The following is a 22,954-nucleotide window of genomic DNA, read 5'->3' on the forward strand; positions in this document are numbered from 1 at the left end:
CAAAGCCGGCGATCAGCGGGGAGCGACGACGAGCCCGGCCTGGTCGATCCGCTCGACCAGACTCACCTTGCGCTGATGGCGAGCACGCAGCTCAGTGAGCCGAACACCGAACCCGCTCGACTGGTCCGCCCGCTCTGCGACGACCCGCAGGTCCTCCAGCAGCGCGACCGCAGCGTCGTACTCGGCAGGCTTCTTGGTGGCGATCATCGCCTCGACCCGCGCCCAGCCACCCTCCACGTCCGCCGACAGCGCCGCGAGACGCCGCTCCCGAGCCGCCTCGCGCTTGTGTCGCCGCTCCGCTTCCTCAGCGGCATGGGCTGCCTCGGCCCGCCGGTGCTTGTCCTGCCGGACGAGGTGGGTGGCATCCAGAAGCTCAGCGACCGTCCGACGCGGACGCTCGTCGCCTACCGCTGGGTCCGAGGCACTCAACTGCCGACGCAACTCAGACTGTGCGACAAGGCTCTCGCCACGAGCGACCAGGACAAGCAGGCGGTCCTTCTCGCTGCTCGGGAGCCGTGCCACCCAGGAGGCCAGCCGCCTCCCCGTGAGTCGCGCATCCGACGACGGTGCGCTCGCCTTCGCCGCCACCGTCAGCAGGTCCGGATCCAGCCGCAGGAAGTCCGCCAGTGCCCGCTGCGACGCCGTCAGTGTCGACAACCCCGCAGGCACCGCCGGCTCCAGGACCTCCTCGTTGTCGACGTCGAACGCGCCCTCATCGCGGTCCCAGGTCCCCTGTGCCGCCAGCCAGCCCAGATACAGCGGGCGCAGGTCGCCGGACGCCAGCTCGGCCCGCACCCCGACGAGTCCCGCCAACGTGTACAGGTCGTCCGGGCCGAAGAAGTCGGCGTTCTCGTCATCGCTGTGCAAGCCCAGGATCAGGTGCTCAGCGGTGTCCCACACAGACACCAGAGAATCGACCAGGAACGGCTCGACCGCCTCGACGTCGAGCACCCCCAGCGGGAGGCGCAGCATCAGCGTTCGACTGCCCCAGTTCGCGAAGTACAGATGGGCGTCGTAGTAGCGCTCCATCAACCGGAGCGGATCACCACGGAAGTCGCCCCAGTGGTACTCGTTGGTGAAGCTCGTCGCGCTGATCTGCGCCCGCGTCGACAACGCGCGTACCTCGGCCTGCTCCCGCTCGTCGAGCGGCCGGTCCATCGCGAGGAACTCGTAGTACTGGTACTCGCTCACGTCAGCCCACCGGCCGCCCACCGGAGGTAGGCGTAGATCCACTCCACGCCCTCCGGCGGCGGCGTCGGCAACGGCAGCTCACGAAGGTCGATCGACTGCGACTCACGACCCCGTCGACAGACCGCCACCAGACCGCCACTCACGGGCCAGTCGATCTCGACCACCGCCACCTCGACACCCAGCAGCGTCGTCGTGAACGGCACAGCGACGTGCTCCTCCAGCTTCGCGTGGAACCCACCGAGCTGCTCGTCCACGCCGTAGGCGTCAGCCGTCGCCTCTTCGATCAACGCAGCCAACTCGACATCCCCTCCGCCCACGCCGCCGAGCCTACGGCCAGGCCCGCTCACCACAGGTGCAACCCGAGAGCTGAGGATCGCTCCCGCAAGACCAAGCCGCCCAGGGACACCAGCCCCGTGCACACCTCAGTTCGGCCGAGCTACGCACTCACCTGTGGCATGAGTCCCGTCATGCCACGGGCTCGCAGTCGAAGACGATCACCACGACCCCGTTGAGCAGGGCCGGAACAGGTCGACAGCCTGCTGAAACAGTGTTTCTGTGAGTGCGCCGGGTCAACACGACTGAACGCACTGATCGAACATCCGCAGGTCTCTGACCTGCGAAAACAGTGGAGCCGCCTTGGGGAGTCGAACCCCAGACCTACGCATTACGAGTGCGTCGCTCTAACCGACTGAGCTAAGGCGGCGTGGTGCGAGGCAAGTATAGCCACCGCGCTCCCGCCCCCTCACAAGCCCCCACCGGTCATCCGGAGAAGGGGAAACGCGGCCCCGGCTCCCACGGCCCGCCGTCGTAGCGCCAGAGCGCGAGGCCGGGGACGCCGGCGTCCCACGGGGCGAACCCGGCGGCCAGGTCATCGTGCAGCGCCCGGGCCGCGGCCGGGGTGACCTTGTTCTGGACGGTCACGTGCAGGTCGGCCTTCCCCGCGTCCTGCCGGGTGAGGCGCGGCCGCCACCGCTCGGCGACGCCGCGGCGCAGCGCGGTCAGCTCGGGGCAGTCGAGGGTGAACGCGACCCCGCGGCCGAGGAGCCGCAGGCCGGTGACGAGGGCGGTCATCGGGGCCCGGTCGGTCGCGGCGGTCAGGTCGGTGGCGAGCTCGGCGGCGGCGTCGCCGGGCAGGGCGTGGAACAGGGTCAGGTGCGCGGCGAGGTGGTTGCGCCCGGCCGGGAAGTGCCGTTCGCGCAGGTCGTCGAACCGGGCCTGCGTGGCGTCGTCGAGCAGGGCCGTGAGGATCAGCGGCCGGTCATCCACGGTGCAGGGCCGTCATCATGGCCTCGACGGCGATCCGCGGCTTCACGTTCTGCTCCAGCGCGTCGCGGCAGGCGAGCACCGCCTCCAGGCGACGCAGGCTCGACTCCGGGCCCCACTCGGCGGCGGCCACCCGGATCTCGCGGTCGCGGTCCGGGTTGGTCAGCGGCACCGTGGCGCCGGTCGCGGCGACGATCGCGTCGCGGTAGAAGCCGGCGAGGTCGACCAGGGCGCGGTCGAGCGCGTCCCGCTGGGTCCGGGTGGCGCGGCTCTTCTGGCGCTTCTCCAGGTCCCGCTCGGCCGCCTTCGCCGAGCGGGCCGCCGACGCGGCACCCTTGCCCGTGCCGCCGGCACCCATCGCGACGGCCAGCTCCTCGCGCTCGGACTCGTCGCGGGAGGACCGCAGCTCGTCGGCCTCGGCCTCGGCCGCGCGGATCAGCACGTCGGCGTGGAAGAACGCGTCGCCGAGGCGGCGGAGCTTCGTCGGCACGCCGAGGATCTCCTCGCGCCGGGCACGGGCCTGCGGGTCGCGGGCGAGGCGCCGCGCGCGACCGACGTGGCCGCCGCACACCGACGCGGCCCACTGCGCCTGGTCGGGGTCGATCCCGTCGCGGTCGCGCAGCACCCCGGCGACGGCGTCGGGCGCCGGGCTGCGCAGGTGCACCATCCGGCAGCGCGACCGGATCGTGACGGGCACGTCGTCCGGGTGATCCGACGGCGCGCACAGCAGGAACACCGTCTCCGGCGCCGGCTCCTCGACCGCCTTGAGCAGCGCGTTCGACGCGCCCTCGGTGAGCCGGTCGGCGTCGGCGATGATCACGATCTGCCAGGTCCCGGTGGCGGGCTTCCGGGCGGCGAGCTGGACGAGCGAGCGCATCTCGGCGACCGAGATGGACAGTCCTTCCGGGACGATCTCGCGGACGTCGGAGTGGGTGCCCGCCATGACGGTCCGGCAGGCCGCGCACTCGCCGCAGCCGTGGTAGCGGCACTGCAGGGCGGCCGCGAAGGCGCGTGCGGCGTTCGACCGGCCGGATCCGGGCGGGCCGGTGAACAGCCAGGCGTGGGTCATCGCCGTCGGGTCCGACGCCGCCCCGTCCAGCTCGGCGACGGCGGCGGGCTGGCCCACCACGTCGTCCCACACGCTCACGACGCCCCCTCCTCCGTCATCTGCCGGCGTGCGACGACGCCGACCACCGCCGCCAGGATGCCGCCCCCGGCGAGGACGAACCGCGTGCCGTCGACCAGCAGCGCGGTGTCGCCGACGGTCACCGTCCGCGTCGCCACGACACCGACGACGATCGGCACCACCGACATCGCCCCCAGCAGCACCAGCCGCACCAGGGACTGGACGAACGCGTTGACCCGACCACGGATCCCGTCGGCGACCTCGGTGCCGATGACCGTGAGCCCGGTCAGGAACGCGACCCCGGCGAACGCACCCACGCACAGCACCGCGGCGATCGCCATGAACAGGTGCACCGCCACCGCCACGACGACCAACGACCCCCCGGCCCCGATGATCGCGCTGCCGAACAGCCGCCGGTGCGGCACCCGCCGGGCCAGCACCGGACCGACGGCCATCCCCGCGGCGAGACCGGCGAACACCGACGCGAACAGGATCGAGTACGCCGCATCCCCGCCGCCGAGGCTCGACGCGTAGAGCTTGGCCGTCGCGATCACGGCGCCGCCCGCGGTGAACGCGCCGATGATCCCGACGACCAGCCCGCGCACGAGGGGGGTGCGGACGACGAAGGTGTAGCCGTCGCGCAGCAGGAACAGCATCGACGGCGGGGCGTGCCGCCGCTCGGCCTCGGTGGCCCGGCCGGAGATCTCCGGGATCGCGAAGTACACGACCAGCGCCGAGACCAGGAACGCGAACCCGTTGACGCACAGCGCCGCGTAGACGGTGGTCGCCTGGTCCGCGCCGAACAGCGGGCCGACCTTGCTGACCAGCGCGAAGAGCCCCGCACCCCCGACGACGGCGACGCCGTAGGTCACCAGCAGGCTCAGCTGCGCCGCACTCTCCATCTGGGCCGGGCTGCGCAGCAGGTTCGGGACCGCCGCGTCCTTCGCCGGGATCCAGAACATGGTGCACAGCTCGAGGAGCAGGGTCACGACCAGCAGCCACCACAGCTGCCCGACGAACGGGATCGACAGCAGCAGCACGAACTTCGTGAGGTCACAGGTCACCATGACCTTGCGCCGGTCGAAGCGGTCGGCGAGCACCCCGGCGAGCGGCCCGAACAGCAGCGACGGCACCAGTTTGGTGGCGACGACGCCCCCGAGCGCGAAGCTCTGCGCGGTGAACCCGGCGCCCGCGGTGAGGTGGGTGGCCAGCGACGTGAGCGCCAGCAGCGCCAGCCACTCGCCGGTCGCGGTGACCGCGGTGACCGACCAGAGCCTGCGGAAGGCGGGGATCGCGAGGACCGACGTCAGGCGGTGCGACGTCGACGACGGGGTCGTGATCGCGGCTCACCTCCTCCTCACCCGGCACGGCGTGCGGATCTTCAGGCTAGACCGGGCGACCGACAGCGGACGCGCTGCCTCAGACGATGGTGGACAGCGTCTGGACGAGGATCACCAGGTAGATCAGGACGAAGACGATCGTGAACACCCGGGCCCCGACCCGGCCGCGGGTCAGCCGCGAGAAGCCGAGTAGGCCGTTGTCGAGGTCGACCGGGGGCCGGGCGGACACCGCGGGCGGCCGGTAGACCGTGCCGACGGGCTCGTCGCCGTTCGCGCGGGGGCGACGCGGGGCGGGCAGCCGGGGCGCCGGGCCGGTCGGCGACCGCCGGGGCGCGGGCGGGACCGGCGACGACGGGGTGGGCGTCACCGGGCGGCGGGGGCCGGGGACCGGGTCGCCCGCGTCGTCGTCCGGGGTGGGGATGGCGGCGGGGCCGGGCCTGCGGCGCCGGACCGCGGTCAGGGTCCGCTGGGTGGGGCCGTCGATGTCGGGCTCGCGCGCGGTGGGCCGCTCCTCCTCCGCCGACGGGTCGGGGTCGGGGCCCTCCACGGGGGCGACCCGCTCGGGGACGCCGGTGCCGTCCACAGCGGCCGGTCGGGCAGCCGGAGCACCGGGCCCCCGCTCCACGCCGGACACGGGCCGGATCCCGTCGGACGCGGGTCGTGACACGGCGGGACCCGCGGGGCGGTCACCCCGCTCCCGGGCGAGCCGGTCCGCCTCGCGCTCGGCGACCAGCCGCGCCACGCCCCAGCGCCCGTCGTCGGCGGGCGCCGGCGCGGGACGCCTGCTCCTCCACCGCACGGCCATGACGGCATGCTAGGCCGCGACCAGCGGTGATGCCTCGTTCCGACGGGGTATGGCGCGCGGTGCCGCCCGGCCGGGTGACCCGGCCGGACGGAGTGTCACCCGCCGTCGGGCGGCCGGTTCCCGTCGGGACGGTCCGCCGGCGGGCCGCCGTCCTGCCCCGGGGCCGGGCCGGGCGTCGGGGTGCCCGGGGGCGGCGGCGGGGCCGGCACCGACCCACTGCTGACCTGCAAGGTCACCTGCTCACCCGGGAGCGCGGCGCCGCGGGGCTCCTGCCCGACGACCGTCCCCTCCGGAGCGTTGTTGTCGACGGTGCGGGTGGTGACCTGCCAGCCGGCGCCCTCCAGCTCACCGCGGGCGGCGCCGACCGACCGGCCGACGACGTCCGGGATGCGGGACTCGGCGCCGCCGTCGAGGTAGCGGGGGTCGGTCGCGGGCAGCGGCGTCGGCGGGGTGTTCGCCACCAGCGGGGTCACCGCGCCGTACCACGTCCGGGCCGGGGTCTTGCCGCCGAAGATGTTGCCGTTCCCGCAGGCGAAGGGGGCGCCGCCGCCGTCGCAGAGGGGTTGCGGGCGGTTGGAGTTGTCGAACGTGATGACCGCTCCGGCCATCTCCGGGATCGCGCCCATGAACGCGGCCGACTTGTGCTGCTGGGTCGTCCCGGTCTTGCCCGCCATCGGCCGGGTCCAGCCGGCGGCCTTCGCGGCGGCGGCGGAGGTGCCGGCGATGTCGTCCTTGCTCAGGCCGGTGACGAGGGTGTTCGCCAGAGCGGGCTCGACGGCCTGCTGGCAGGGCTCCTCGGTGATCGGGACGGGCTCGCCCTCGGCATCGGTGATCGAGTCGATCGGCGTCGGCGGGCACCACTTGCCCTCGGAGAACAGGGTGGCGCCGACGTTGGCCAGCTCCAGCACCGAGGTCGGGGTGACGCCGAGCGTGAACGACGCGAGCCGCTGGTCCTTGATCACCTCGGCGATCGAGCGGTCGGTGCGCTTGCCGGTGCCCGGGTCGACGAACGGCGTCGTGGCCAGGGACTTCATGCCGAGGCGGACGGCCATGTCGACCACGTCCGGCACCCCGGTGAACTCCTCGAGCTTGATGAACGCGGTGTTCGGCGACTGCGCGAGCGCGTCGGTCAGGCTCATCCGGCCGGGGTAGCTGCCGGCGTTCGCGACCGGGACGGGGCGACCGCTGCCGTCGACGTAGATCGGGGAGGCGTAGCCCGAGGGCGGCACCTGCATCGAGTAGTTGATGCCGAGGCCCTTCTCCAGCGCGGTGGCCGCGGTGAAGATCTTGTACGTGGACCCGGCCCCGAGGTTGACCGGCTGGTACGGCAGGCCGTAGCTGGTCTCCTCGGCGTCGGCGTTCAGGCCGAACGTGCGGCTCGACCCCATCGCGAGCACGCGGTGCTTGTCCTGGCCGGGCTGGACCAGCGACATCACGTTCGCGACGTTGGGGGTGTCCGGCGGCACCTCCTTGTCCAGGGAGCGCTTGACCTCGGTCATCGCGCGGCGGTCCAGGGTGGTGCGGATGGTGTAGCCGCCGCGCTGGATCTGCTCCTCGGTGAAACCGGCCTCGGTGAGGTACTGCGTCACGTACTTGCAGAAGAAGCCCATGTCGCCGGCGCCGATACACCCGTTCGGCACGCGGACCAGCGGGTTCGCGACGCCGAGCGGAGCGGCCATCGCCTGCTTCGCCTGGGCGTCGTCGATCATCTGCTGCTGGCGCATCTGGTCGATGACGACGTTGCGCCGCTGCAGCGCGGTCTGCGGGTTCTGCACCGGGTCGAACTGGGTGGTCGAGCGGACCATCCCGGCCAGCATCGCGGCCTGCGGGACGGTCAGCTTGTCCGGCGTGGTGTTGAAGTAGGTGCGCGCCCCCGCGGCGACGCCGTAGGACCCGTTGCCCAGGAAGACGATGTTGAGGTAGCGGTTGAGGATCTCGTCCTTGGACAGCTGGCGCTCCAGCTGCAGGGCGATCCGCGCCTCCTTGAGCTTGCGGGCCGGGGTCTGCTCGGTGGCCTTGAGCCGCTCGGCCTCGCTCGTCGCGTCGACGTAGAGCATGTAGTTCTTGACGTACTGCTGGGTGATCGTCGAGGCACCCTGGACGACGTCGCCGGACGCCGAGTTCGCGACGACCGCGCGCAGCGTGCCCTGCCAGTCGACGCCGTCGTGCTCGTAGAACCGGCGGTCCTCGATCGCCAGCATCGCGCCCTTCATCGCGGTCGAGATCTGGTCGTTCGTGACCTCGGTGCGGTTCTGGTCGAACAGGTAGGCGATCGGGCGGCCGTCGGAGTCGGTGAGCGTCGTCGTCAGCGGCGGGCGGGTGCCGACCAGGTCCGCCGAGCTCGACGTGACGCTGTCACCCGCCTCGTTGGACAGCACGCCGAGGCCGCCGACCAGCGGGAAGGCCATGCCCGCCGTGACCACACCGAGCAGGATGCACAGGCCGGCGAGGACGCCGAGCGGGCGGAGCAGACGCCGGGGGAACCTCACAGGGACAAGCCTACGGGCCGGGAGGTCAGGACACGGTCAGGCTCGTGTCCCCGGTTGCGTAGTTTTGCGCGCTGACCCGGGCACCCTCCGCGTCCCAGGATCGAGGCATCACGTCGCGGGCCACCGGGCCCGCCCCGGCCCGAGAGGCGACCCGATGCTCGACACCCTGCGTCCCGTCACCGGCAGGCCCCGCCTGCGCCCCGCCGTCGTCGTCCGCGCCTGCACCGCGGTCTGGAACTGGCGTTCGGCCGCACGCTGCCGCACCTCCGACGCCGAGAACCTGTTCGTCACCGGTGCCGACCAGCGCGAGGCCCGCGAATTCTGCCTGTCCTGCCCGGTCCGCACCGAGTGCCTGGCACACGCCCTGGACCACCGGGTCGAGTTCGGCGTGTGGGGCGGGATGACCGAGCGGGAGCGCCGCGCGCTCCTGCGCCGGCGCCCGGACGTGCGCGACTGGGCCGCACTGCTCGGACGTGCGCGCTCCGACCACTACTCCGGACGCAGCAGGACCGCCTGACCCGATAGCGTCAGCCGCGTGCTCGACTTCCTGGCCGGCCTCTACCGGACGCACGCCGACGACCTCGCCACGGTGATCGACGGGCAGCGGGAGCTCCTCGCCGACGGCACGATCACCCCGCAGCTCGACGACGTCGAGGCCGAGCTGACCTACCTGCTGCTGCGTCATCACCGGCCGTCGCAGGTCGTGGAGGTCGGCACCTACTACGGCTGGTCCACCACCTGGATCCTGTCCGCGCTGCGCGACAACGGGTCCGGTCACCTGCAGTCGTTCGACCTGGTCGACCACGTGTGCGGCACCGTGCCCGAGGAGCTGTCGGCCGGGCGCTGGACGTTCCACCGCGGGGACCTGCGCGAGACCGTCGAGAAGGTCCCGGCCGACACGGGCTACCTCTTCGTGGACGCCGACCACGGGCGCCGCTTCGCCCGCTGGTACCTGGAGCACCTGTTCGGGCGGATCGCGACGGGCACCCCGACCAGCGTGCACGACGTGTTCCACCTGCCCCGGGCGCGCCCGTTCACCGAGGGGTCCGAGGTGCTGCGGCACCTGGAACGCAGCGGCACCGGCTGGTTCACCTCCTCGCGCGCGGCGGCGCCGCGGAACCTGCGCGCGCTCGACGCCGTCCGGGCCGAGCTGGGGATCACCGGCGTCCGCGGGACCTCACGCAACCCCATGATCTTCTTCTCGATGCCCTGAGATCAGCGCCCGGATCGCGCAGGCCCTCGACGAGACCGGCGAGGACGGTGGCGCCACGCTCGACCCGGCTGCGGGCGGCGCTCGGCGTGTCCTGAGCCTCAGCCCGCCGTCGCCGCGGCGCCGGTCTCGGTCTCGCCGGCCAGCAGCGCGCCGACCCGGCGCAGCCCGTCGAGGTCGGCGATGTCGCCGGCCAGCGCGGGGACCCGCGTCACCGACACGCCGGGGTGCGCGGCGGAGAACCGGGTGAGCAGGTGCTCCTCCCGTTCGTGCAGGTCGACGCGGTCGGCGTGCAGCCGCAGCACCGCGGCCGCGATCTGCGACCCCGGTCCGCCGACCTGCTCGGCCGCGGCCCGCGCACGCGCCGCGGAGACCGGCGCGAGCACCGGGTGGGTCCGGTTCAGCACGAGCCCGGCCAGCGGCATGTGCTCCGACGACAGCCGCTCGGTGAAGTACGCCGCCTCGCGCAGCGCGTCCGGCTCCGGTGCGGCGACGACGAGGAACGCCGTCCCCTCCGAGCGCAGCAGCGCGTAGGTCTTCTCGGCCCGCTCGGCGAACCCGCCGAACAGGGTGTCGAAGGCCTGCACGAACGCCGACGCGTCCTGCAGCATCTGCCCGCCGATGATCGACCCGACGGCCTTGGCGAACAGCCCGAACCCGGCCTCGACGATCCGGCGCAGCCCGCGGCCACCGGCCCGGGCGGGCGCGGCGAGCAGCCGGATCATGCGGCCGTCGAGGAAGCGGGACATGCGCTGCGGGGCGTCGAGGAAGTCCAGCGCCGAGCGCGACGGCGGCGTGTCGACGACGACGAGGTCCCACGTCCCGGCACCGGCCAGCTGGCCCAGCTTCTCCATAGCCATGTACTCCTGCGTCCCGGAGAACGAGGAGGAGATCGTCTGGTAGAAGGGGTTCTCGATGATCTTCTGCGCCCGCTCGGGCGGGGCGTGCGACTCCACCATCTCGTCGAAGGTGCGACGCATGTCCAGCATCATCGCGGCGAGCTCGCCGTCGACCGTCCCGACCGGGGCGGGGTCGTTGGACAGCTCGCTCACCCCGAGGGCCTGGGCCAGGCGGCGCGCCGGGTCGATGGTGAGCACGACGACCTGACGCCCGCGCTCGGCGGCGCGCACCGCGAGCGCGGCGGAGGTGGTCGTCTTGCCGACGCCGCCCGAGCCGCAGCACACGATCACCCGGGTGCCCGGGTCGTCGATCAGGGCGTCCACGTCCAGCGGGGCGGTCATCGGCGGGCCTCCAGGTGCACACCCTGCGCGGTCATCGACTCGGCCAGCTCGTACAGCGAGCCGAGGTCCACCCCGCCGAGCAGCGCGGGCAGCGTGAGCCGCGGCAGCGGCGGGGTCGGCTCGGTCTCCAGGCGGCGCAGCGCGGCGGTCTCCCCCTCGACGGCGACGGCGTGTTCCACGGTCTCGGCGACCAGCCCGTCGATCTCGGTGGGGGCCAGCTCGATCCCGGCGCTCTGCAGGCCGTTGCGGATCCGGGTCGCGTCGACCCGCCCGCCCGCGGCGGCGGTGACCGAGCGGTCGGGCAGCCACTGCTCGCGCATCCGGTTCACCACGACCGAGCCCAGCGGGATCCCGGCGGCGTCGAGCTCGGCGGCCGCGTCGAGCGTCTCGGTGACCGGCAGGTCCGACAGCAGCGTGACCAGGTGCACCGCGGTGAGCGGGGAGTGGATGAGCGCCTCGACGCCCTTGGCCTGCCCGTGGATGGGCCCGACCTTGGCCAGGTCGGCCATCGCCCTGGTGACGTCGAGGAACGACACGAGACGGCCGGTGGGCGGAGCGTCGAGGACCACCGCGTCGTAGGCGGGGAGACCGTCGGACTCCGTGCGGGTGACGCACTCCTTGGCCTTGCCGGTGAGCAGCACGTCGCGCAGGCCGGGGGCGAGCGTCGTCGCGAACTCGATCGCGCCCATCCGGCGCAGCGTCCGCCCGGCCACGCCCAGCCGGTAGAACATCTCGAAGTACTCCAGCAGGGCGGCCTCGGCGTCGACGGCCAGCGCCCGCACCTCGCCCCCGCCGGGCGCGACCGCGATCCGGCGCTCCTCGTACGGCAGCGGGGCGGTGTCGAAGACCTGGGCGATGCCCTGGCGGCCCTCCACCTCGACGAGCAGCACCCGCTTCCCGCCGCCGGCGAGGGCCAGCGCGAGGGCGGCGGCCACGGTGGTCTTGCCGGTGCCCCCCTTGCCGGACACCACGTGGAACCGCGCGCGGGAGAGCGCGTCGGGCCACGGGTCGGGGCGGGTTCCGGGCTCGGGCCGGACGGTCGTGGTCACGGATCCAGCGTACGAGCGCCCACCGACAGCGGCCCGTCGGCGAGGTGCGTCCCACAACGGACGGGGCCCGTCCCGTGCTCCGGCGGTGGGCGTCCGTCGCAGGGGGACGGCCATCCGTCGCGCCACGGCGGTTCGGTGTCGGGTGCCCGGGTTACAGTCCCGCCCATGAGCTCCCCGGTCGTGAAGTGGGAATACCTGACCGCCCCCCTGCTGATCCACAACACCAAGGCGATCCTGGACAACTTCGGCCAGGACGGCTGGGAACTGGTCACGGTGACGAGCGGCGCGAACGCCGAGCAGCTGGTGGCGTTCTTCAAGCGGCCGGTGCAGCAGTGAGCGCACTCGCCCGGCTGAAGGAGCTGGGGCTGACCCTGCCCGCGGTGGCCGCACCGGCCGGCGCCTACATCCCGGCCCGGCGCAGCGGGAACCTCGTGTTCACGGCCGGGCAGGTCCCGTTCGTGGACGGGAAGGTCGCCGCGACCGGCAAGGTCGGGGCCACGGTCACCGCCGAGCAGGCGTACGACCTGGCCCGGATCTGCACGCTGAACGCGCTCGCCGCGATCGACGGGCTGGTCGGCCTCGACAGCGTCACCGGCGTCGTGAAGGTCGTCGGGTTCGTCGCGTCGGACCCGTCGTTCTCCGGCCAGCCCGGCGTGGTCAACGGCGCGTCGGACCTGCTCGGCGAGGTGTTCGGCGAGGCAGGGGCACACGCCCGGTCGGCCGTCGGCGTCGCGGTGCTGCCGCTGGACGTGCCGGTCGAGGTGGAGCTGACGGTCGAGGTCGGCAGCTGACATGGATCGGCTCGCCGGGGTCCCGGCCGGTCACGAGCTGCTGCTGCGGCTCGCCGGCCGGTTCCCCGACGAGCTGCTCTGGCGGCTGCGCGACTGGCTGGCCGCCGGGGACACCGCTGCGCTGGGCGCGGTCCTGCCGCGCACGCTGCTGCGGCACCGGATCGGGCTGACCGGGCACGAGCGCACGCTGCTCGCCGAGGTCGTCGGGCCGGACGCGCCGTCGCGGCGCCTGGTCGAGGCGGTGCTGCCCGGCACGCCGCCCGCTCCGCCCGCGTTCACGGCGGGCGAGCCGGACCTGGCCGCGTGGTCGGCGCTGTCGGTCGTGCGCGACGAGGCGTCCGCGCTGCTGCTGGCCGTGCGCGACGACGGCGCCCGCGTGCTGCTCGTGCGTGACGCGCAGCGGCCGCACCTGCTCGCCGCCGCGGTCGCGCGGCTGCTGCGCGTCCACGGTGACCGTGTCCCGCGCGTCGAGGCCCTCACCGGCGACGCCCCGACCGAGTACCACGAGGCCGCGTGCACCGCGGCGGCGTCGCTGTGGAGCCGCGAGCCGGTCCCCACCGGCTGACGCGGGACCGCGAAGGAGGCCCCCATGTCCGACCCCACGTACCGCCTGCTGCGGGAACTGGCCGGCCTGGTGGACGACGACCTGCTCGCCACCGGACGCGAGCTCGTCGCCGTCGGCGAGGAGGGGCACGCGCTGGAGCTGCTGGTCGCCGAGCTCGTCGCGGGACGGGCGGTGCTGCCGCACGCGGTGCGCTCCGAGCTGGTCGCCGAGGCCGCAGCCCGCCGGGTGCAGCCCGACGCCGACGCCTGGCTGCCGCCCGCCGCGGACGTCGCCGCCGGTCCGCACCGGTTCGACGGCGAGGGCCCGCCCGGTGCCGCGGAGGCGGTCGCGGCCGCGCTCGCCGGCGTCCCGGTCCCGGAATCGGGCTGGACGCTGGCCTGGCGCACGACGCCCGCCGGTGCCGCCCCCGGCCCGCTGCCGCAGCCGGTGCTGCTGGCCCGCACCGGGTCGCACGGCACACCCGAGGTCCTGACCTACCAGGCCCAGTCGGCGCTGGCCCGGGCCGGACTGGTCGTGTCGGTCGAGGTCGGCGACGACGGTCCGGACCCCGGCTACCACCGCGCCGCCCGGGAGGTCGCGCGTCCGCTCCCCGCCACTCCGGTTTCCGACGCCGCCGCTCCGTCCCGGGAGGACGTGTCGGCGTCCCTCACCGGCGACGCACCGTGGCCCGCCCCCGACACGTCCCGGTCCCCCCTGGTGGAGCCCGGGGACAGGGGCGGGGTTGCGGACGGCGACACGTCCGGCTCGCCGGCCCACCGGGTTCCCGACGACCGGCCCTCCGACCGGGGCGGGCTCCTGTCCTCGGCGACGCCCCCGGCCCCGCGGCCCGACCGGGACGGGTTCCCGGCCGCCCCCGGACCCGACGCCGTCGAGGACGCACCGGGCGGACACCGCACCGACAGCTCCCCCGGCGACTTCTCCGGCGACTTCTCCGTCGGCTCCTCCGTCGACTCCTCCGTCGACACGGACATCCCCGCCTCCGACCCACCGCCCGCGCCGGTGCGCATCGACCGTCCCAAGCCACTCCCCGGGAGCCCCGCCACCGAGACCCCGGACCCGGAGGGCGGGCCCGGCCGGGCCGCCCCGGAGCCGACGACGGAGGGGTTCGCCGCGGCAGCCCCGTCGCCGGGAGCAGCCGGCGGACCCGACGCCGGGCCGGACCGGACCCCGGGCGCAGCCACGTCCGGCGCCGGGCCGGGCCCGGTTCCGGCCGCGGAGGCCTCCGCCACCGGAACCGGCCACGCCCCGGGCGAGGACGCCACCGGGTCCGGCTCCCCGGCGAGCGCGCCCGACGCGACCGGGTCGTACCCCGAGACCGGCATGTCCGACGACGCCGCTCCCGGCCCGGGGACCGGCACCTCCGATCCGACGACTCGCGGTCCGGGGACGGCCGCCTCCGGCCCGGCCACGTCCGGTCCGGGCACCGACACGTCCGACAGGGCCGCTCCGGTCCCGGGGACCGGCACTCCCGACGGGGCCGGTCCCGGCCCCGCCGGGCCACGCGGCTCCGCGGCCCGACGCGTCGCGGCACCCGCCGAAGGGGACGACGCGGCGCATCCGGCGCCGCGGCCGTCGCCGCCGATCCGGGCGCTGCGGCCGTCGCCGCCGATCCGGGCGCTGCGGGAGGCCTCCGCGGGCGACTGGTTCGACTCTCCCCCGGAGGGCGACAGCCCGGACCCGACCCCGCCGAGCGGGGTCGGCGAGGTCCCCCGGCACCGGTTCGTCGCCGGCACCGGCCCCGGCGGCAACGGCCACCTCCCCGACGCGAACGGCGCGCACCCCACGACCGCGGGCCGCGGGCCGGTGGCGGGGCCGCCGGAGCGGCGTCCGGTCGGGCCCGCCGCGACGCCGGCCGGGCGGCCCCGGCCCCTCCGACGAACCGCCCCCACCACCGGTCGCCCCCGCACCTCCCGGGATCCCGGCACATCCGGCCGTCTCGTCACCGCCCGCGGCCGCGGTGGCCCCGGCCGCATCCGTCCCGCCGGTCGTCCCCGCGGACCCGGCTCCGACCGGCCCCCGGGCGGCCCCGCGCGACCTCGGCGTGCCGCTCCGCAGGCGGGCCGGGGAGGGCCGCGCGCCCGCGGGCGGCGGGCCCGGTCCGGTCGTCGGGCGTCCGCCCGTCGGGCCGCCCGCGGCACCGGGACCCGACGAGGCGTCCTGGCTCGCCGACTGGGCCTCCGGTGCCTGGGCCGGGGAGATCCCGCCTCCGGAGACCGCGGCGCGGACCGACCGGAGCGGCAGCGAGGAGACCGTCCCGGGCACGCCGCACGTCGTCCCCGCCGCGACCGCCACCGTGACCGTCGACGACGACCGCCGCGACGGACCGGCGCATCCCGCCCACCGTGTGACCACCGGCGACGACCCGGCCCGCCCCACCCCCCGGGCCGGCACACCCGGGGCCCGGATCCGACCGGACCCACGTCGGCACGTCCCCGCCGTGGCCGAGGCGAACGGAGCGGCACCGGCCACGGAGGACGCCCCGGCGGACCCGGCCCACGCCGGACCGGCTCCGGACGACCGGGCCGGACTCGACCGTCCCGCAGGCACCGGACCGGCCGGAACCGGGACGCCCGGCCCCCGCCCCCGGCCGACGAGGCCGACCCCGTCGACGAGGCCCCCACCCCACCTCCGGGCGTCCCCATCCTGCGCGCCCCGACACCCCCGGCCCCGGCCGACGGGGAGCGTCGCCCCCGGCACCTCCTGCTCACCGACGACGAGCCGGACGAGTGGGACGCCACGGAGCGGGACACCACCGGGCGGGACGGCACCGTGGAGGCCCCCACGGAACCGGCCGACGTCGTCGCCCCCGCGACGGAGCCCCCCGCACGGGCGGCGGAGCACCCCGCACCGGGACCGGCGGCGAAACCCACGACGGGGCCCGCGGACGAGCCCGCGCCGAGGCCGCGGCCGCGACCCCGTCCCGCCGGGGGCCTGGCCGACCGGCTCACCCCGACCGAACAGGACCTGCTGCAGCGCCTCCACGAGGAGCTCGCGGCCCGCGAGAACGGCGGCGAGCCGACCCCGCGCAACGGCACCGCCCGCACCGACCGGGGCTGAGCCCGGCCGGGCCGGCGGCCGGTGCGGGGGATCAGCCGACCGCGCGCACGATCCGGTCGATCACCCGCTGCAGGTGCAGCGCCCGTGCGGCGTCCACCGGGAGGTCGGCGCCGGAGCCGATCGCGGCGGCGAGGTCGTCGAGCAGCGCGCCGAAGCAGGCGACCGCGTCGGCCGGGCGACGGTCGAGCACGTGCCGGCCGCGGCCGTCCTCCCCGAGCCCGCCGACCAGCGCCACCTCGAACTCGGTCGGGTCCACCGGGACACGCAGCGACAGCACCACCGAGCTGCGGGCGCCACCGTCGTGGACGAGGCCGATCCGCCACAGGTCGGGCTCGTCGCGATGGGCGTGGTCGACGTCGACGACCGGTCCCAGCGCCGCGTCGAGCAGGTCCACGACGTGCGGGCCGACGTCGAGCAGCGCCCCGTGCTCGGCCCGCCACGACGACGCAGCGAACGGCCCGCCGAGCAGCGCCCCGGACAGCCAGCGGGCGGTCGCGGTCGTCCCGGGACCGCCGGCGCCGGCCGGGACCGCGTCGAGCCAGGCCCGGATCGCCGGGTCGAACCGCAGGGTCAGCATCGTCACCGACCGGACGCCCGAGGCCGCGACCGCGGCGGCGGCCCGTTCCGCGGCGAGCAGGTCCGCGGCCAGCGGCTTCTCCAGCACGACATGCTTCCCGGCGGCCACCACCCGCTCCAGCAGCTCGGCCTGCACGGCAGGCGGGACGGCGAACGCGACGGCGTCGCACGCGTCGAGCAGGTCCTCGACCGAGGCGTGCACCGGACCCCCGGAGACCGCCGCGATCCCGGCGGCCGCCTCCGGCCGTCGCGCCCACACCCCGGCCGCCGACCAGCGGGGATGCGCCGCGATGGCGGGGGCGTGCACCTGGCGCGCCCACGGTCCGGCGCCGAGCAGTCCGATACGCATGCGGGCATTCTCACCACCGACCGGCCCCGATCATGACCTAGGGTCGGCGGCCATGAGCGATGATCCGGCAGCGCAGCCGGTCGAGCCGAGGGCCGCCGCGACCGTCCTGCTGGTCCGCGACGAGCCGGGCACCGGTGACCTGCAGGTCTTCCTGCAGCGGCGGGTGGCCGGGATGGCGTTCGCCGGCGGCATGACCGTGTTCCCCGGCGGTGGGGTCTCCGCCGGTGACGAGCCGGACCCCGCCCGATGGCGCGGACCGGAGCCGGAACGGTTCGGCGCCCGGCTGGCCCAGCCCGCGGACCTGGCCGCCGCGCTGGTGACGGCCGCCGCCCGCGAGACGTTCGAGGAGTGCGGCGTGCTGCTGGCCGCCCCCGCCGGCACCGAGCCCGGCCCGCTGGACGCCGCCGCGGCCTGGCGGGACGACCTCGTCGCCCGCCGGATCACGCTGCCGGAGCTGCTCGCGGCGCACGACCTGGAGCTGCGCGCGGACCTGCTGGTCCCGTGGTCCCGCTGGATCACCCCGCCGCGCAACCCGAAGCGCTACGACACCGCGTTCCTCGTCGCCCGCGTGCCGGACGGCCAGGTCGCCGACGACGCCACCACCGAGGCCGTCGAGGCGCGCTGGTGGAGCCCGGCCGAGGCCCTGTCCGGCCACGACGACGGCGACCTCCAGCTGATGCCGCCCACCCTGCGGACCCTGCAGGAGCTGCACCGGCACGACAGCGCGGACGAGGTGCTGGCCGCCGCCGCGGCGCGCGACATCGAGCCGATCACCCCCGAGGTGCGGCGCGAGGGAAGGGTCGTCACGATCACCCTGCCCGGCGACCCCGACTGGATCTACGAGGAGACGACCCGGTGAGCCACCCGCTCTACGGCACCCTGCGCGCCGCGCACCCGCTGGCGTCGGTGCTGCTGCAGGACAACCCCGGCCCGATGACCCTGGAGGGCACCAACACCTGGGTCCTCGCGGCGTCGGACGCGCACGACCGGATCGTCGTCGACCCGGGTGAGGACGACGGCACGCACCTGGAGGCGCTGGCCGACGGCCCGCCGGTGACCGCGGTCGTCCTGACGCACCGCCACCACGACCACGCCGGCGGGATCGGCCGGTTCGTCGAGCTGACCGGGGCACCCGTGTTCGCCGCGGACCCGTCGCTGGCGTCGGGGACCACCCCGCTGGTCGACGGCGCCGTCGTCGCCGGTGGCGGGGTCGAGCTGGAGGTGCTGACCACCCCCGGCCACACCTCGGACTCGGTGTCGCTGCTGCTGCGCGGCCCCGGCTCCGACGGCGTCGCGCTGCTCTCCGGCGACACCGTGCTCGGCCGCGGCACCACCGTCATCGCCCACCCCGACGGCACCCTCGGGCCCTACCTGGACTCGCTGCGCCGGATCGCGGAGCTGCCCGCGGGCACCCCGGTCCTCCCCGGGCACGGTCCGGAGCTCGCGGACGCCGCCGAGACCGCGCGACACTATCTCGCCCACCGCGAGCAGCGGCTGGAGCAGGTGCGGGCCGCGCTGGAGCGGCTCGGTCCCGACGCCTCGGCACGCGAGGTCGTCGAGGTCGTCTACGCCGACGTCGACACCTCGCTGTGGGACGCCGCCGAGCTGTCCGTGCGCGCACAGCTGGATCACCTGCGTGGATGAACGGGACCGCACGGAGCGTTGAATCGACACGACCGACCGGCCTAGGGTCCCCGCATCTCGACGGGGCATCGCCATCCGTCGGCCCCGTTCCGCTCGAAGGAGACCCCGTGCGTCGCACGATCCTGGCCCTGGGCCGCCGCGCTGCTGGCCCTCACCACCCTCGTCGGCTGCAGCAGCGGCGGGTCCGACACGCTGCGCATCGGCACCGAGGGGACCTACAGCCCCTTCAGCTTCCAGGGCCCCGACGGGCAGCTGACCGGCTACGACGTCGAGGTCGCCCGTGCGGTCGGCGCCAAGCTGGGCAAGGAGGTCGAGTTCGTCCAGACCCCGTGGGACTCGATCTTCGCCGCGCTCGAGTCGAAGCGGATCGACCTGGTCGCCAACCAGGTCACGGTCAACGACGAGCGGAAGGCCAGGTACGACCTCTCCACGCCCTACACCGTGTCCGAGGGCGTGATCGTCACCCGCGCCGACGACACCGCGATCCGGAGCCTGGCCGACCTGCGGGGCCGCACCACCGCCCAGTCCGCGACCAGCAACTGGGCCGAGGTCGCCCGCGGCGCCGGCGCGAACGTCGAGGCCGTCGAGGGCTTCGTCCAGGCCGTCCAGCTGCTCAAGGACGGCCGGATCGACGCGACCGTCAACGACACCCTCGCCGTCGGCGAGTACGAGAAGTCGACCGGGGACAGGGGCGTCAAGGTCGCCGGCACCACCGGGGACACCAGCGAGCAGGCCTTCGCCGCCCGCAAGGACAGCGGCCTGATGCCCGACGTGGACCGGGCGCTGGCCGAGCTGCGGGCCGACGGCACGCTGAAGCAGCTGTCCGAGAAGTACTTCGGCAGCGACGTCAGCGGGAAGTAGATGGATCCCGCCACCTGGGAGCTGATCGGCCGCAACCTGTGGCCGATGCTGCGGGCGACGGTCACGACGACCATCCCGCTGACGGCGATCAGCTTCGTCATCGGGCTGGTCCTGGCCCTGCTGCTGGCCCTGGCCCGGATCTCCTCGATCAGGCCGCTGTCCTGGCTGGCCCGCGCCTACATCTCGGTGGTGCGCGGCACCCCGCTGCTGGTCCAGCTGTTCATCGTGTTCTACGCGCTCCCGCAGCTCGGGCTGGTGATCGACCCGTTCCCGTCCGCGGTGATCGCGTTCAGCCTCAACGTCGGCGGCTACGCGGCCGAGGTCATCCGGGCGGCGATCCTGTCCATCCCGAAGGGGCAGTGGGAGGCCGCGCAGACCATCGGCATGGGGTACCCGACGACGCTGCGACGCGTGATCCTCCCCCAGGCCGCGCGCACCGCCGTCCCCCCGCTGTCGAACACGCTGATCTCGCTGGTCAAGGACACCTCGCTGGCCTCGACCATCCTGGTGACCGAGCTGCTGCGGGTCGCCCAGCTGGCCGCGGCGCCGACGTTCGACTTCTTCGCCCTCTACGGCGTGGCCGCGGTGTACTACTGGATCGTCTGCCTGATCCTCTCGTCCGTGCAGGTACGGGTGGAGACGCGGCTGGAGAGGTACGTGGCGCGATGAGCGACCTGCTGACCGTCCGGGGCCTGCGGAAGTCCTTCGGGACGCTGGAGGTCCTGCGCGACATCGGGTTCGACGTCCCGGCCGGGACCGTCACCGCGGTGATCGGGCCGTCCGGTTCGGGCAAGACGACGGTGCTGCGTGCCCTGAACGCACTGGACCGGGCCGACGCCGGGGTGATCACCATCGGCGACCTGGCCGTCGACTTCGGCGCCCCCGTCGACCGGTCCACGCTGGCCCGGTTCCGGTCCCGGACCGCGATGGTGTTCCAGTCGCACAACCTGTTCCCGCACCGCACCGTCCTGGAGAACGTCATCGAGGGCCCGGTGATCGTGCAGCGGCGCCCCCGGGCCGACGCGACCGCCGACGCCCGGCGGCTGCTGGACCAGGTGGGGCTGGCCGAGAAGGCCGACCAGTACCCGTACCAGCTCTCCGGCGGCCAGCAGCAGCGTGTCGGGATCGCCCGCGCGCTGGCCCTCGACCCGCAGCTGATGCTGTTCGACGAGCCCACCTCGGCGCTGGACCCCGAGCTCGTCGGCGACGTCCTGCGGGTCATCAAGGACCTGGCGACGGCGGGCCGGACCATGGTCATCGTCACCCACGAGATCCGCTTCGCCCAGCAGGTCGCCGACCAGGTCCTCTTCGTCGACGGCGGGGTGGTGGCCGAGTCCGGTCCGCCGTCGCGGGTGCTGGTCGAGCCGGAACAGCCCCGCACCCGGCAGTTCCTGAAGCGGATCCTCGACCCGATCTAGACCCCGGGCGGGGCGCCGTCGGAGTCGCCGTGGGCGTCGACCCACTCCTCGCGGAACCGGCGCAGGAACTCCTCCAGGGCCGCGTGCCGCCGCTCGCCCATCTCGCGGCCGGCGGCGGTGCGCAGCTCGCCGCGCAGCCGCAGCAGCTTCTCGTGGAAGTGGGCGACGACCGAGCCGGTCGGCCCGGACCGGTAGCCGCCGGTCGCGACGCCCGTGGCCGGGTCCCACAGGGGCTCGCCGATCGCGCCGCCGTAGGCGAACGCGCGGGCGATGCCGGTGGCGCCCATCGCGTCGAGCATGTCGGCGTCGTGCAGGCAGGCCGCGATCCGGTCCGCCGTCGGCGCCGACGCCGCCTCCGAGAACGAGTAGCGGCCGGTGGCCTCGACGGCGTCGAGCACCGGGTCCCACAGCTGCTCGGCGACCCCGCCGCGACGCAGTGCGTCCCGGGCGTCGTCGCGGACCTCCGCGGGGGCGACGACGCGGCCGAGCCGGGCCTCGGCGGCCCGGTGGTGGTCGTGCACATAGGCGGCGACGGCGGCGACGAACCCGTCCAGACCCTCCCGCACCGCGAGCCGGGCCGACAGCCCGGCGACCCGGTCGAGGTGCCCGAGGTCGTGCGCGACGTCCGCGCCGGCCATGTCACCGGCGACGACGTCGCGCAGCCGCCGCAGCTCCCCGGCGCCGCTCACCCCGGGCTCCCGGCCGCGACGACGCGGGGCTCGGTGTCGGCGACCGAGCCGCGGCGCAGCCACAGCATCCCCGCGACCAGCAGCCCCAGGGCGCCGCCCGCCGCGTACCCGCCCGGCCCGACGAGGTCGATCATGACGCCGGACAGGGCCTGCCCGACCGAGACCCCGAGCACCGCGGCCATCACCATCCAGTTGAACGCCTCGGTCGCCGACCCCGCCGGAGCGGTCTGCTCGACGCCGAGGGAGTGCGCGGTGACCTGCGGGGTGATCAGCGCGCCGGCGGCCATCATCACCACGGCCAGCAGCACCAGCGAGCCGAGCGGGGAGACGAGCCCCATCGCCGTCACCAGGACGGCGAAGCCGGCGAGCAGGACCGGCAGCCGCAGATGCAACGGCCGCGGCCAGGGCCGCATCCCGTAGAGCACCCCGGTCAGCACCGAGACCACCGACCACAGCGAGAGCAGGACCCCGCCGGCGGCGGGCGAGCCGGCGAACGCGGTCGCGGCGATCACACCGACCTCGGCGGTCCCCGCCACCAGCCCGAACCCGAGCGACGCCAGCGCCACCGTCCGCAGCCCGGGGCGCCGGAACACCCCGAGCAGCCCGGCCTCGACCGGCAGCGACCCGTCGGCGCGCTCGGCGCGGATGCGGGCCGAGCGGCGTCGTACGGCGGCGGTCAGCGCGAACCAGGTGGTGCCGACGATCTCCGCGGTCGCCGCGACGACGAGCGCGGTGCCCGGCCACGGCGTCGCCACCACCAGCACCGCGGCCAGCGCGGGACCCATGATGAAGAAGATCTCGAGGCTGATCGCCTCGTAGGTGTAGGCGGCCTCGCGGCGCGGCCCGGGCGGGGTCAGGTCCGACCACAGCGCCCGCGACGACCCCTCGAACGCCGGCGTCGCGAGCCCGGTGACGACCGCGACCGCGACGGTGAGCGGCAGCGCCGCCCGGTACTCGATGCCCAGCACCAGCCCGATGACGCACAGCAGGTAGACCGCGACGAGCACCAGCATCGGCCGGGTCGGGCCCAGCCGGTCCAGCACCCGCCCCTGCACGACCGTGCCGACCGCGGTCCCGATCAGCAGCGCCGCCGAGACCGCTCCGGCGACGGCGTAGGAGCCGTGGACCTCACGGACGTAGAGCAGCGTGGCGAGACTGTGCATCGCGATCGGGAACCGACCGAGGACGGAGGCACAGACCGGCGCGGCCGCCCCGGGGGTGCCCAGGGCGGCGCGGTAGTCGGAGAGAGCGGCGGGCACGCCCCAGCATCACATGATCTGGGACGCCCGT

23 protein-coding genes and 1 tRNA gene are annotated in these 22,954 nt (G+C 75.0%); 11 read left to right on the top strand and 13 right to left on the bottom strand.

The window, feature by feature from the left end; genetic code table 11:
- Positions 1-12 precede the first annotated feature (12 nt).
- The 8 genes from ZF1_RS26300 to ZF1_RS26335 form a co-directional block, all read right to left on the bottom strand.
- On the bottom strand, positions 13-1,191 hold the full coding sequence (locus ZF1_RS26300; RefSeq protein WP_357438415.1) for a hypothetical protein: 1,179 nt from the start codon (positions 1,189-1,191) through the stop codon (positions 13-15).
- Positions 1,188-1,508 carry a hypothetical protein gene (locus ZF1_RS26305; protein WP_331141193.1) on the bottom strand — a complete coding sequence of 107 codons (321 nt, stop codon included), beginning with the start codon at positions 1,506-1,508 and terminating at the stop codon, positions 1,188-1,190. The genes ZF1_RS26300 and ZF1_RS26305 overlap by 4 nt, the downstream gene beginning before the upstream one ends.
- A gap of 309 nt (positions 1,509-1,817) precedes the next feature.
- Positions 1,818-1,894: transfer RNA gene (locus ZF1_RS26310), tRNA-Thr, on the bottom strand.
- A gap of 56 nt (positions 1,895-1,950) precedes the next feature.
- Entirely contained in the window at positions 1,951-2,457 is a 507-nt protein-coding gene (locus ZF1_RS26315) for a 2'-5' RNA ligase family protein (protein WP_405421016.1), read from the bottom strand.
- Entirely contained in the window at positions 2,450-3,601 is a 1,152-nt protein-coding gene (locus ZF1_RS26320; RefSeq protein WP_208822794.1) for a DNA polymerase III subunit delta', read from the bottom strand. The genes ZF1_RS26315 and ZF1_RS26320 overlap by 8 nt, the downstream gene beginning before the upstream one ends.
- Entirely contained in the window at positions 3,598-4,920 is a 1,323-nt protein-coding gene (locus ZF1_RS26325) for an MFS transporter (RefSeq protein ID WP_179762987.1), read from the bottom strand. The genes ZF1_RS26320 and ZF1_RS26325 overlap by 4 nt, the downstream gene beginning before the upstream one ends.
- A gap of 79 nt (positions 4,921-4,999) precedes the next feature.
- A complete protein-coding gene (locus tag ZF1_RS26330) occupies positions 5,000-5,725 on the bottom strand; it encodes a hypothetical protein (RefSeq protein ID WP_482638572.1) in 726 nt (241 codons plus the stop codon).
- Positions 5,726-5,820: 95 nt separating this feature from the next.
- Positions 5,821-8,214 carry a penicillin-binding protein gene (locus ZF1_RS26335; protein ID WP_482638573.1) on the bottom strand — a complete coding sequence of 798 codons (2,394 nt, stop codon included), beginning with the start codon at positions 8,212-8,214 and terminating at the stop codon, positions 5,821-5,823.
- Between the two features lie 154 nt (positions 8,215-8,368).
- Here ZF1_RS26335 and ZF1_RS26340 point away from each other — a divergent pair, with 154 nt between their 5' ends.
- Both ZF1_RS26340 and ZF1_RS26345 read left to right on the top strand, forming a co-directional pair.
- Positions 8,369-8,731: a WhiB family transcriptional regulator gene (locus ZF1_RS26340; RefSeq protein ID WP_346102061.1), complete on the top strand. Its 363-nt coding sequence runs from the start codon at positions 8,369-8,371 to the stop codon at positions 8,729-8,731.
- 18 nt (positions 8,732-8,749) lie between these two features.
- Positions 8,750-9,427, top strand: a complete 678-nt coding sequence (locus ZF1_RS26345) for a class I SAM-dependent methyltransferase (RefSeq protein WP_482638574.1) — start codon at positions 8,750-8,752, stop codon at positions 9,425-9,427.
- A 98-nt stretch (positions 9,428-9,525) separates the two neighbouring features.
- Here ZF1_RS26345 and bagB read toward each other — a convergent pair whose 3' ends face one another.
- Together bagB and bagA are read right to left on the bottom strand one after the other, a co-directional pair.
- Positions 9,526-10,665, bottom strand: a complete 1,140-nt coding sequence (gene bagB, locus ZF1_RS26350; RefSeq protein WP_251783432.1) for an ArsA family ATPase — start codon at positions 10,663-10,665, stop codon at positions 9,526-9,528.
- Positions 10,662-11,714: an ATPase BagA gene (bagA, locus tag ZF1_RS26355; RefSeq protein ID WP_208826818.1), complete on the bottom strand. Its 1,053-nt coding sequence runs from the start codon at positions 11,712-11,714 to the stop codon at positions 10,662-10,664. The genes bagB and bagA overlap by 4 nt, the downstream gene beginning before the upstream one ends.
- Before the next feature lie 165 nt (positions 11,715-11,879).
- Here bagA and sp36 point away from each other — a divergent pair, with 165 nt between their 5' ends.
- From sp36 to ZF1_RS26375, 4 genes are read left to right on the top strand one after another with little or no spacing between them, the layout of a single operon-like run.
- Entirely contained in the window at positions 11,880-12,050 is a 171-nt protein-coding gene (sp36, locus tag ZF1_RS26360) for a Sp36 family protein (protein WP_139282840.1), read from the top strand.
- A complete protein-coding gene (locus tag ZF1_RS26365; RefSeq protein ID WP_346102052.1) occupies positions 12,047-12,505 on the top strand; it encodes a RidA family protein in 459 nt (152 codons plus the stop codon). Before sp36 ends, ZF1_RS26365 begins: the two co-directional genes overlap by 4 nt.
- 1 nt (position 12,506) lies before the next feature.
- A complete protein-coding gene (locus tag ZF1_RS26370) occupies positions 12,507-13,070 on the top strand; it encodes a hypothetical protein (RefSeq protein ID WP_073576023.1) in 564 nt (187 codons plus the stop codon).
- 24 nt (positions 13,071-13,094) lie between these two features.
- The gene (locus tag ZF1_RS26375; protein ID WP_482638575.1) at positions 13,095-16,127 is read left to right on the top strand and encodes a hypothetical protein; all 3,033 of its coding nucleotides are present in this window, start codon (positions 13,095-13,097) and stop codon (positions 16,125-16,127) included.
- Between the two features lie 31 nt (positions 16,128-16,158).
- Here ZF1_RS26375 and ZF1_RS26380 read toward each other — a convergent pair whose 3' ends face one another.
- A complete protein-coding gene (locus ZF1_RS26380; RefSeq protein ID WP_482638576.1) occupies positions 16,159-17,052 on the bottom strand; it encodes a Gfo/Idh/MocA family protein in 894 nt (297 codons plus the stop codon).
- A 52-nt stretch (positions 17,053-17,104) separates the two neighbouring features.
- Here ZF1_RS26380 and ZF1_RS26385 point away from each other — a divergent pair, with 52 nt between their 5' ends.
- From ZF1_RS26385 to ZF1_RS26405, 5 genes are all read left to right on the top strand, one after another.
- On the top strand, positions 17,105-17,911 hold the full coding sequence (locus ZF1_RS26385) for an NUDIX hydrolase (protein ID WP_482638577.1): 807 nt from the start codon (positions 17,105-17,107) through the stop codon (positions 17,909-17,911).
- Positions 17,908-18,696, top strand: a complete 789-nt coding sequence (locus tag ZF1_RS26390; RefSeq protein ID WP_482638578.1) for an MBL fold metallo-hydrolase — start codon at positions 17,908-17,910, stop codon at positions 18,694-18,696. Before ZF1_RS26385 ends, ZF1_RS26390 begins: the two co-directional genes overlap by 4 nt.
- 198 nt (positions 18,697-18,894) lie before the next feature.
- Positions 18,895-19,557, top strand: a complete 663-nt coding sequence (locus ZF1_RS26395; protein WP_482638757.1) for an amino acid ABC transporter substrate-binding protein — start codon at positions 18,895-18,897, stop codon at positions 19,555-19,557.
- On the top strand, positions 19,558-20,226 hold the full coding sequence (locus tag ZF1_RS26400) for an amino acid ABC transporter permease (protein ID WP_357438386.1): 669 nt from the start codon (positions 19,558-19,560) through the stop codon (positions 20,224-20,226).
- Positions 20,223-20,975: an amino acid ABC transporter ATP-binding protein gene (locus ZF1_RS26405; RefSeq protein ID WP_062398752.1), complete on the top strand. Its 753-nt coding sequence runs from the start codon at positions 20,223-20,225 to the stop codon at positions 20,973-20,975. The genes ZF1_RS26400 and ZF1_RS26405 overlap by 4 nt, the downstream gene beginning before the upstream one ends.
- On the opposite strand, the gene ZF1_RS26410 is transcribed toward ZF1_RS26405, so the two are convergent.
- Both ZF1_RS26410 and ZF1_RS26415 read right to left on the bottom strand, forming a co-directional pair.
- On the bottom strand, positions 20,972-21,664 hold the full coding sequence (locus tag ZF1_RS26410; protein WP_482638579.1) for an HD domain-containing protein: 693 nt from the start codon (positions 21,662-21,664) through the stop codon (positions 20,972-20,974). The genes ZF1_RS26405 and ZF1_RS26410 overlap by 4 nt on opposite strands.
- Positions 21,661-22,923 carry an MFS transporter gene (locus tag ZF1_RS26415; protein WP_482638580.1) on the bottom strand — a complete coding sequence of 421 codons (1,263 nt, stop codon included), beginning with the start codon at positions 22,921-22,923 and terminating at the stop codon, positions 21,661-21,663. Before ZF1_RS26415 ends, ZF1_RS26410 begins: the two co-directional genes overlap by 4 nt.
- Between the last annotated feature and the right edge of the window lie 31 nt (positions 22,924-22,954).

It is taken from the genome of Pseudonocardia sp. ZF1 (genome assembly GCF_056835605.1).

Excerpts from the sequence above, each read along its gene's own strand:
- ZF1_RS26340 (WP_346102061.1), top strand. The coding sequence starts at position 8,369 with ATGCTCGACACCCTGCGTCCCGTCACCGGCAGGCCCCGCCTGCGCCCC.
- ZF1_RS26370 (WP_073576023.1), top strand. The coding sequence starts at position 12,507 with ATGGATCGGCTCGCCGGGGTCCCGGCCGGTCACGAGCTGCTGCTGCGG.
- ZF1_RS26330 (WP_482638572.1), bottom strand. The coding sequence starts at position 5,725 with ATGGCCGTGCGGTGGAGGAGCAGGCGTCCCGCGCCGGCGCCCGCCGAC.
- ZF1_RS26400 (WP_357438386.1), top strand. The coding sequence starts at position 19,558 with ATGGATCCCGCCACCTGGGAGCTGATCGGCCGCAACCTGTGGCCGATG.
- ZF1_RS26375 (WP_482638575.1), top strand. The coding sequence starts at position 13,095 with ATGTCCGACCCCACGTACCGCCTGCTGCGGGAACTGGCCGGCCTGGTG.
- bagB (WP_251783432.1), bottom strand. The coding sequence starts at position 10,665 with ATGACCGCCCCGCTGGACGTGGACGCCCTGATCGACGACCCGGGCACC.
- ZF1_RS26385 (WP_482638577.1), top strand. The coding sequence starts at position 17,105 with ATGAGCGATGATCCGGCAGCGCAGCCGGTCGAGCCGAGGGCCGCCGCG.
- ZF1_RS26405 (WP_062398752.1), top strand. The coding sequence starts at position 20,223 with ATGAGCGACCTGCTGACCGTCCGGGGCCTGCGGAAGTCCTTCGGGACG.
- ZF1_RS26380 (WP_482638576.1), bottom strand. The coding sequence starts at position 17,052 with ATGCGTATCGGACTGCTCGGCGCCGGACCGTGGGCGCGCCAGGTGCAC.
- sp36 (WP_139282840.1), top strand. The coding sequence starts at position 11,880 with ATGAGCTCCCCGGTCGTGAAGTGGGAATACCTGACCGCCCCCCTGCTG.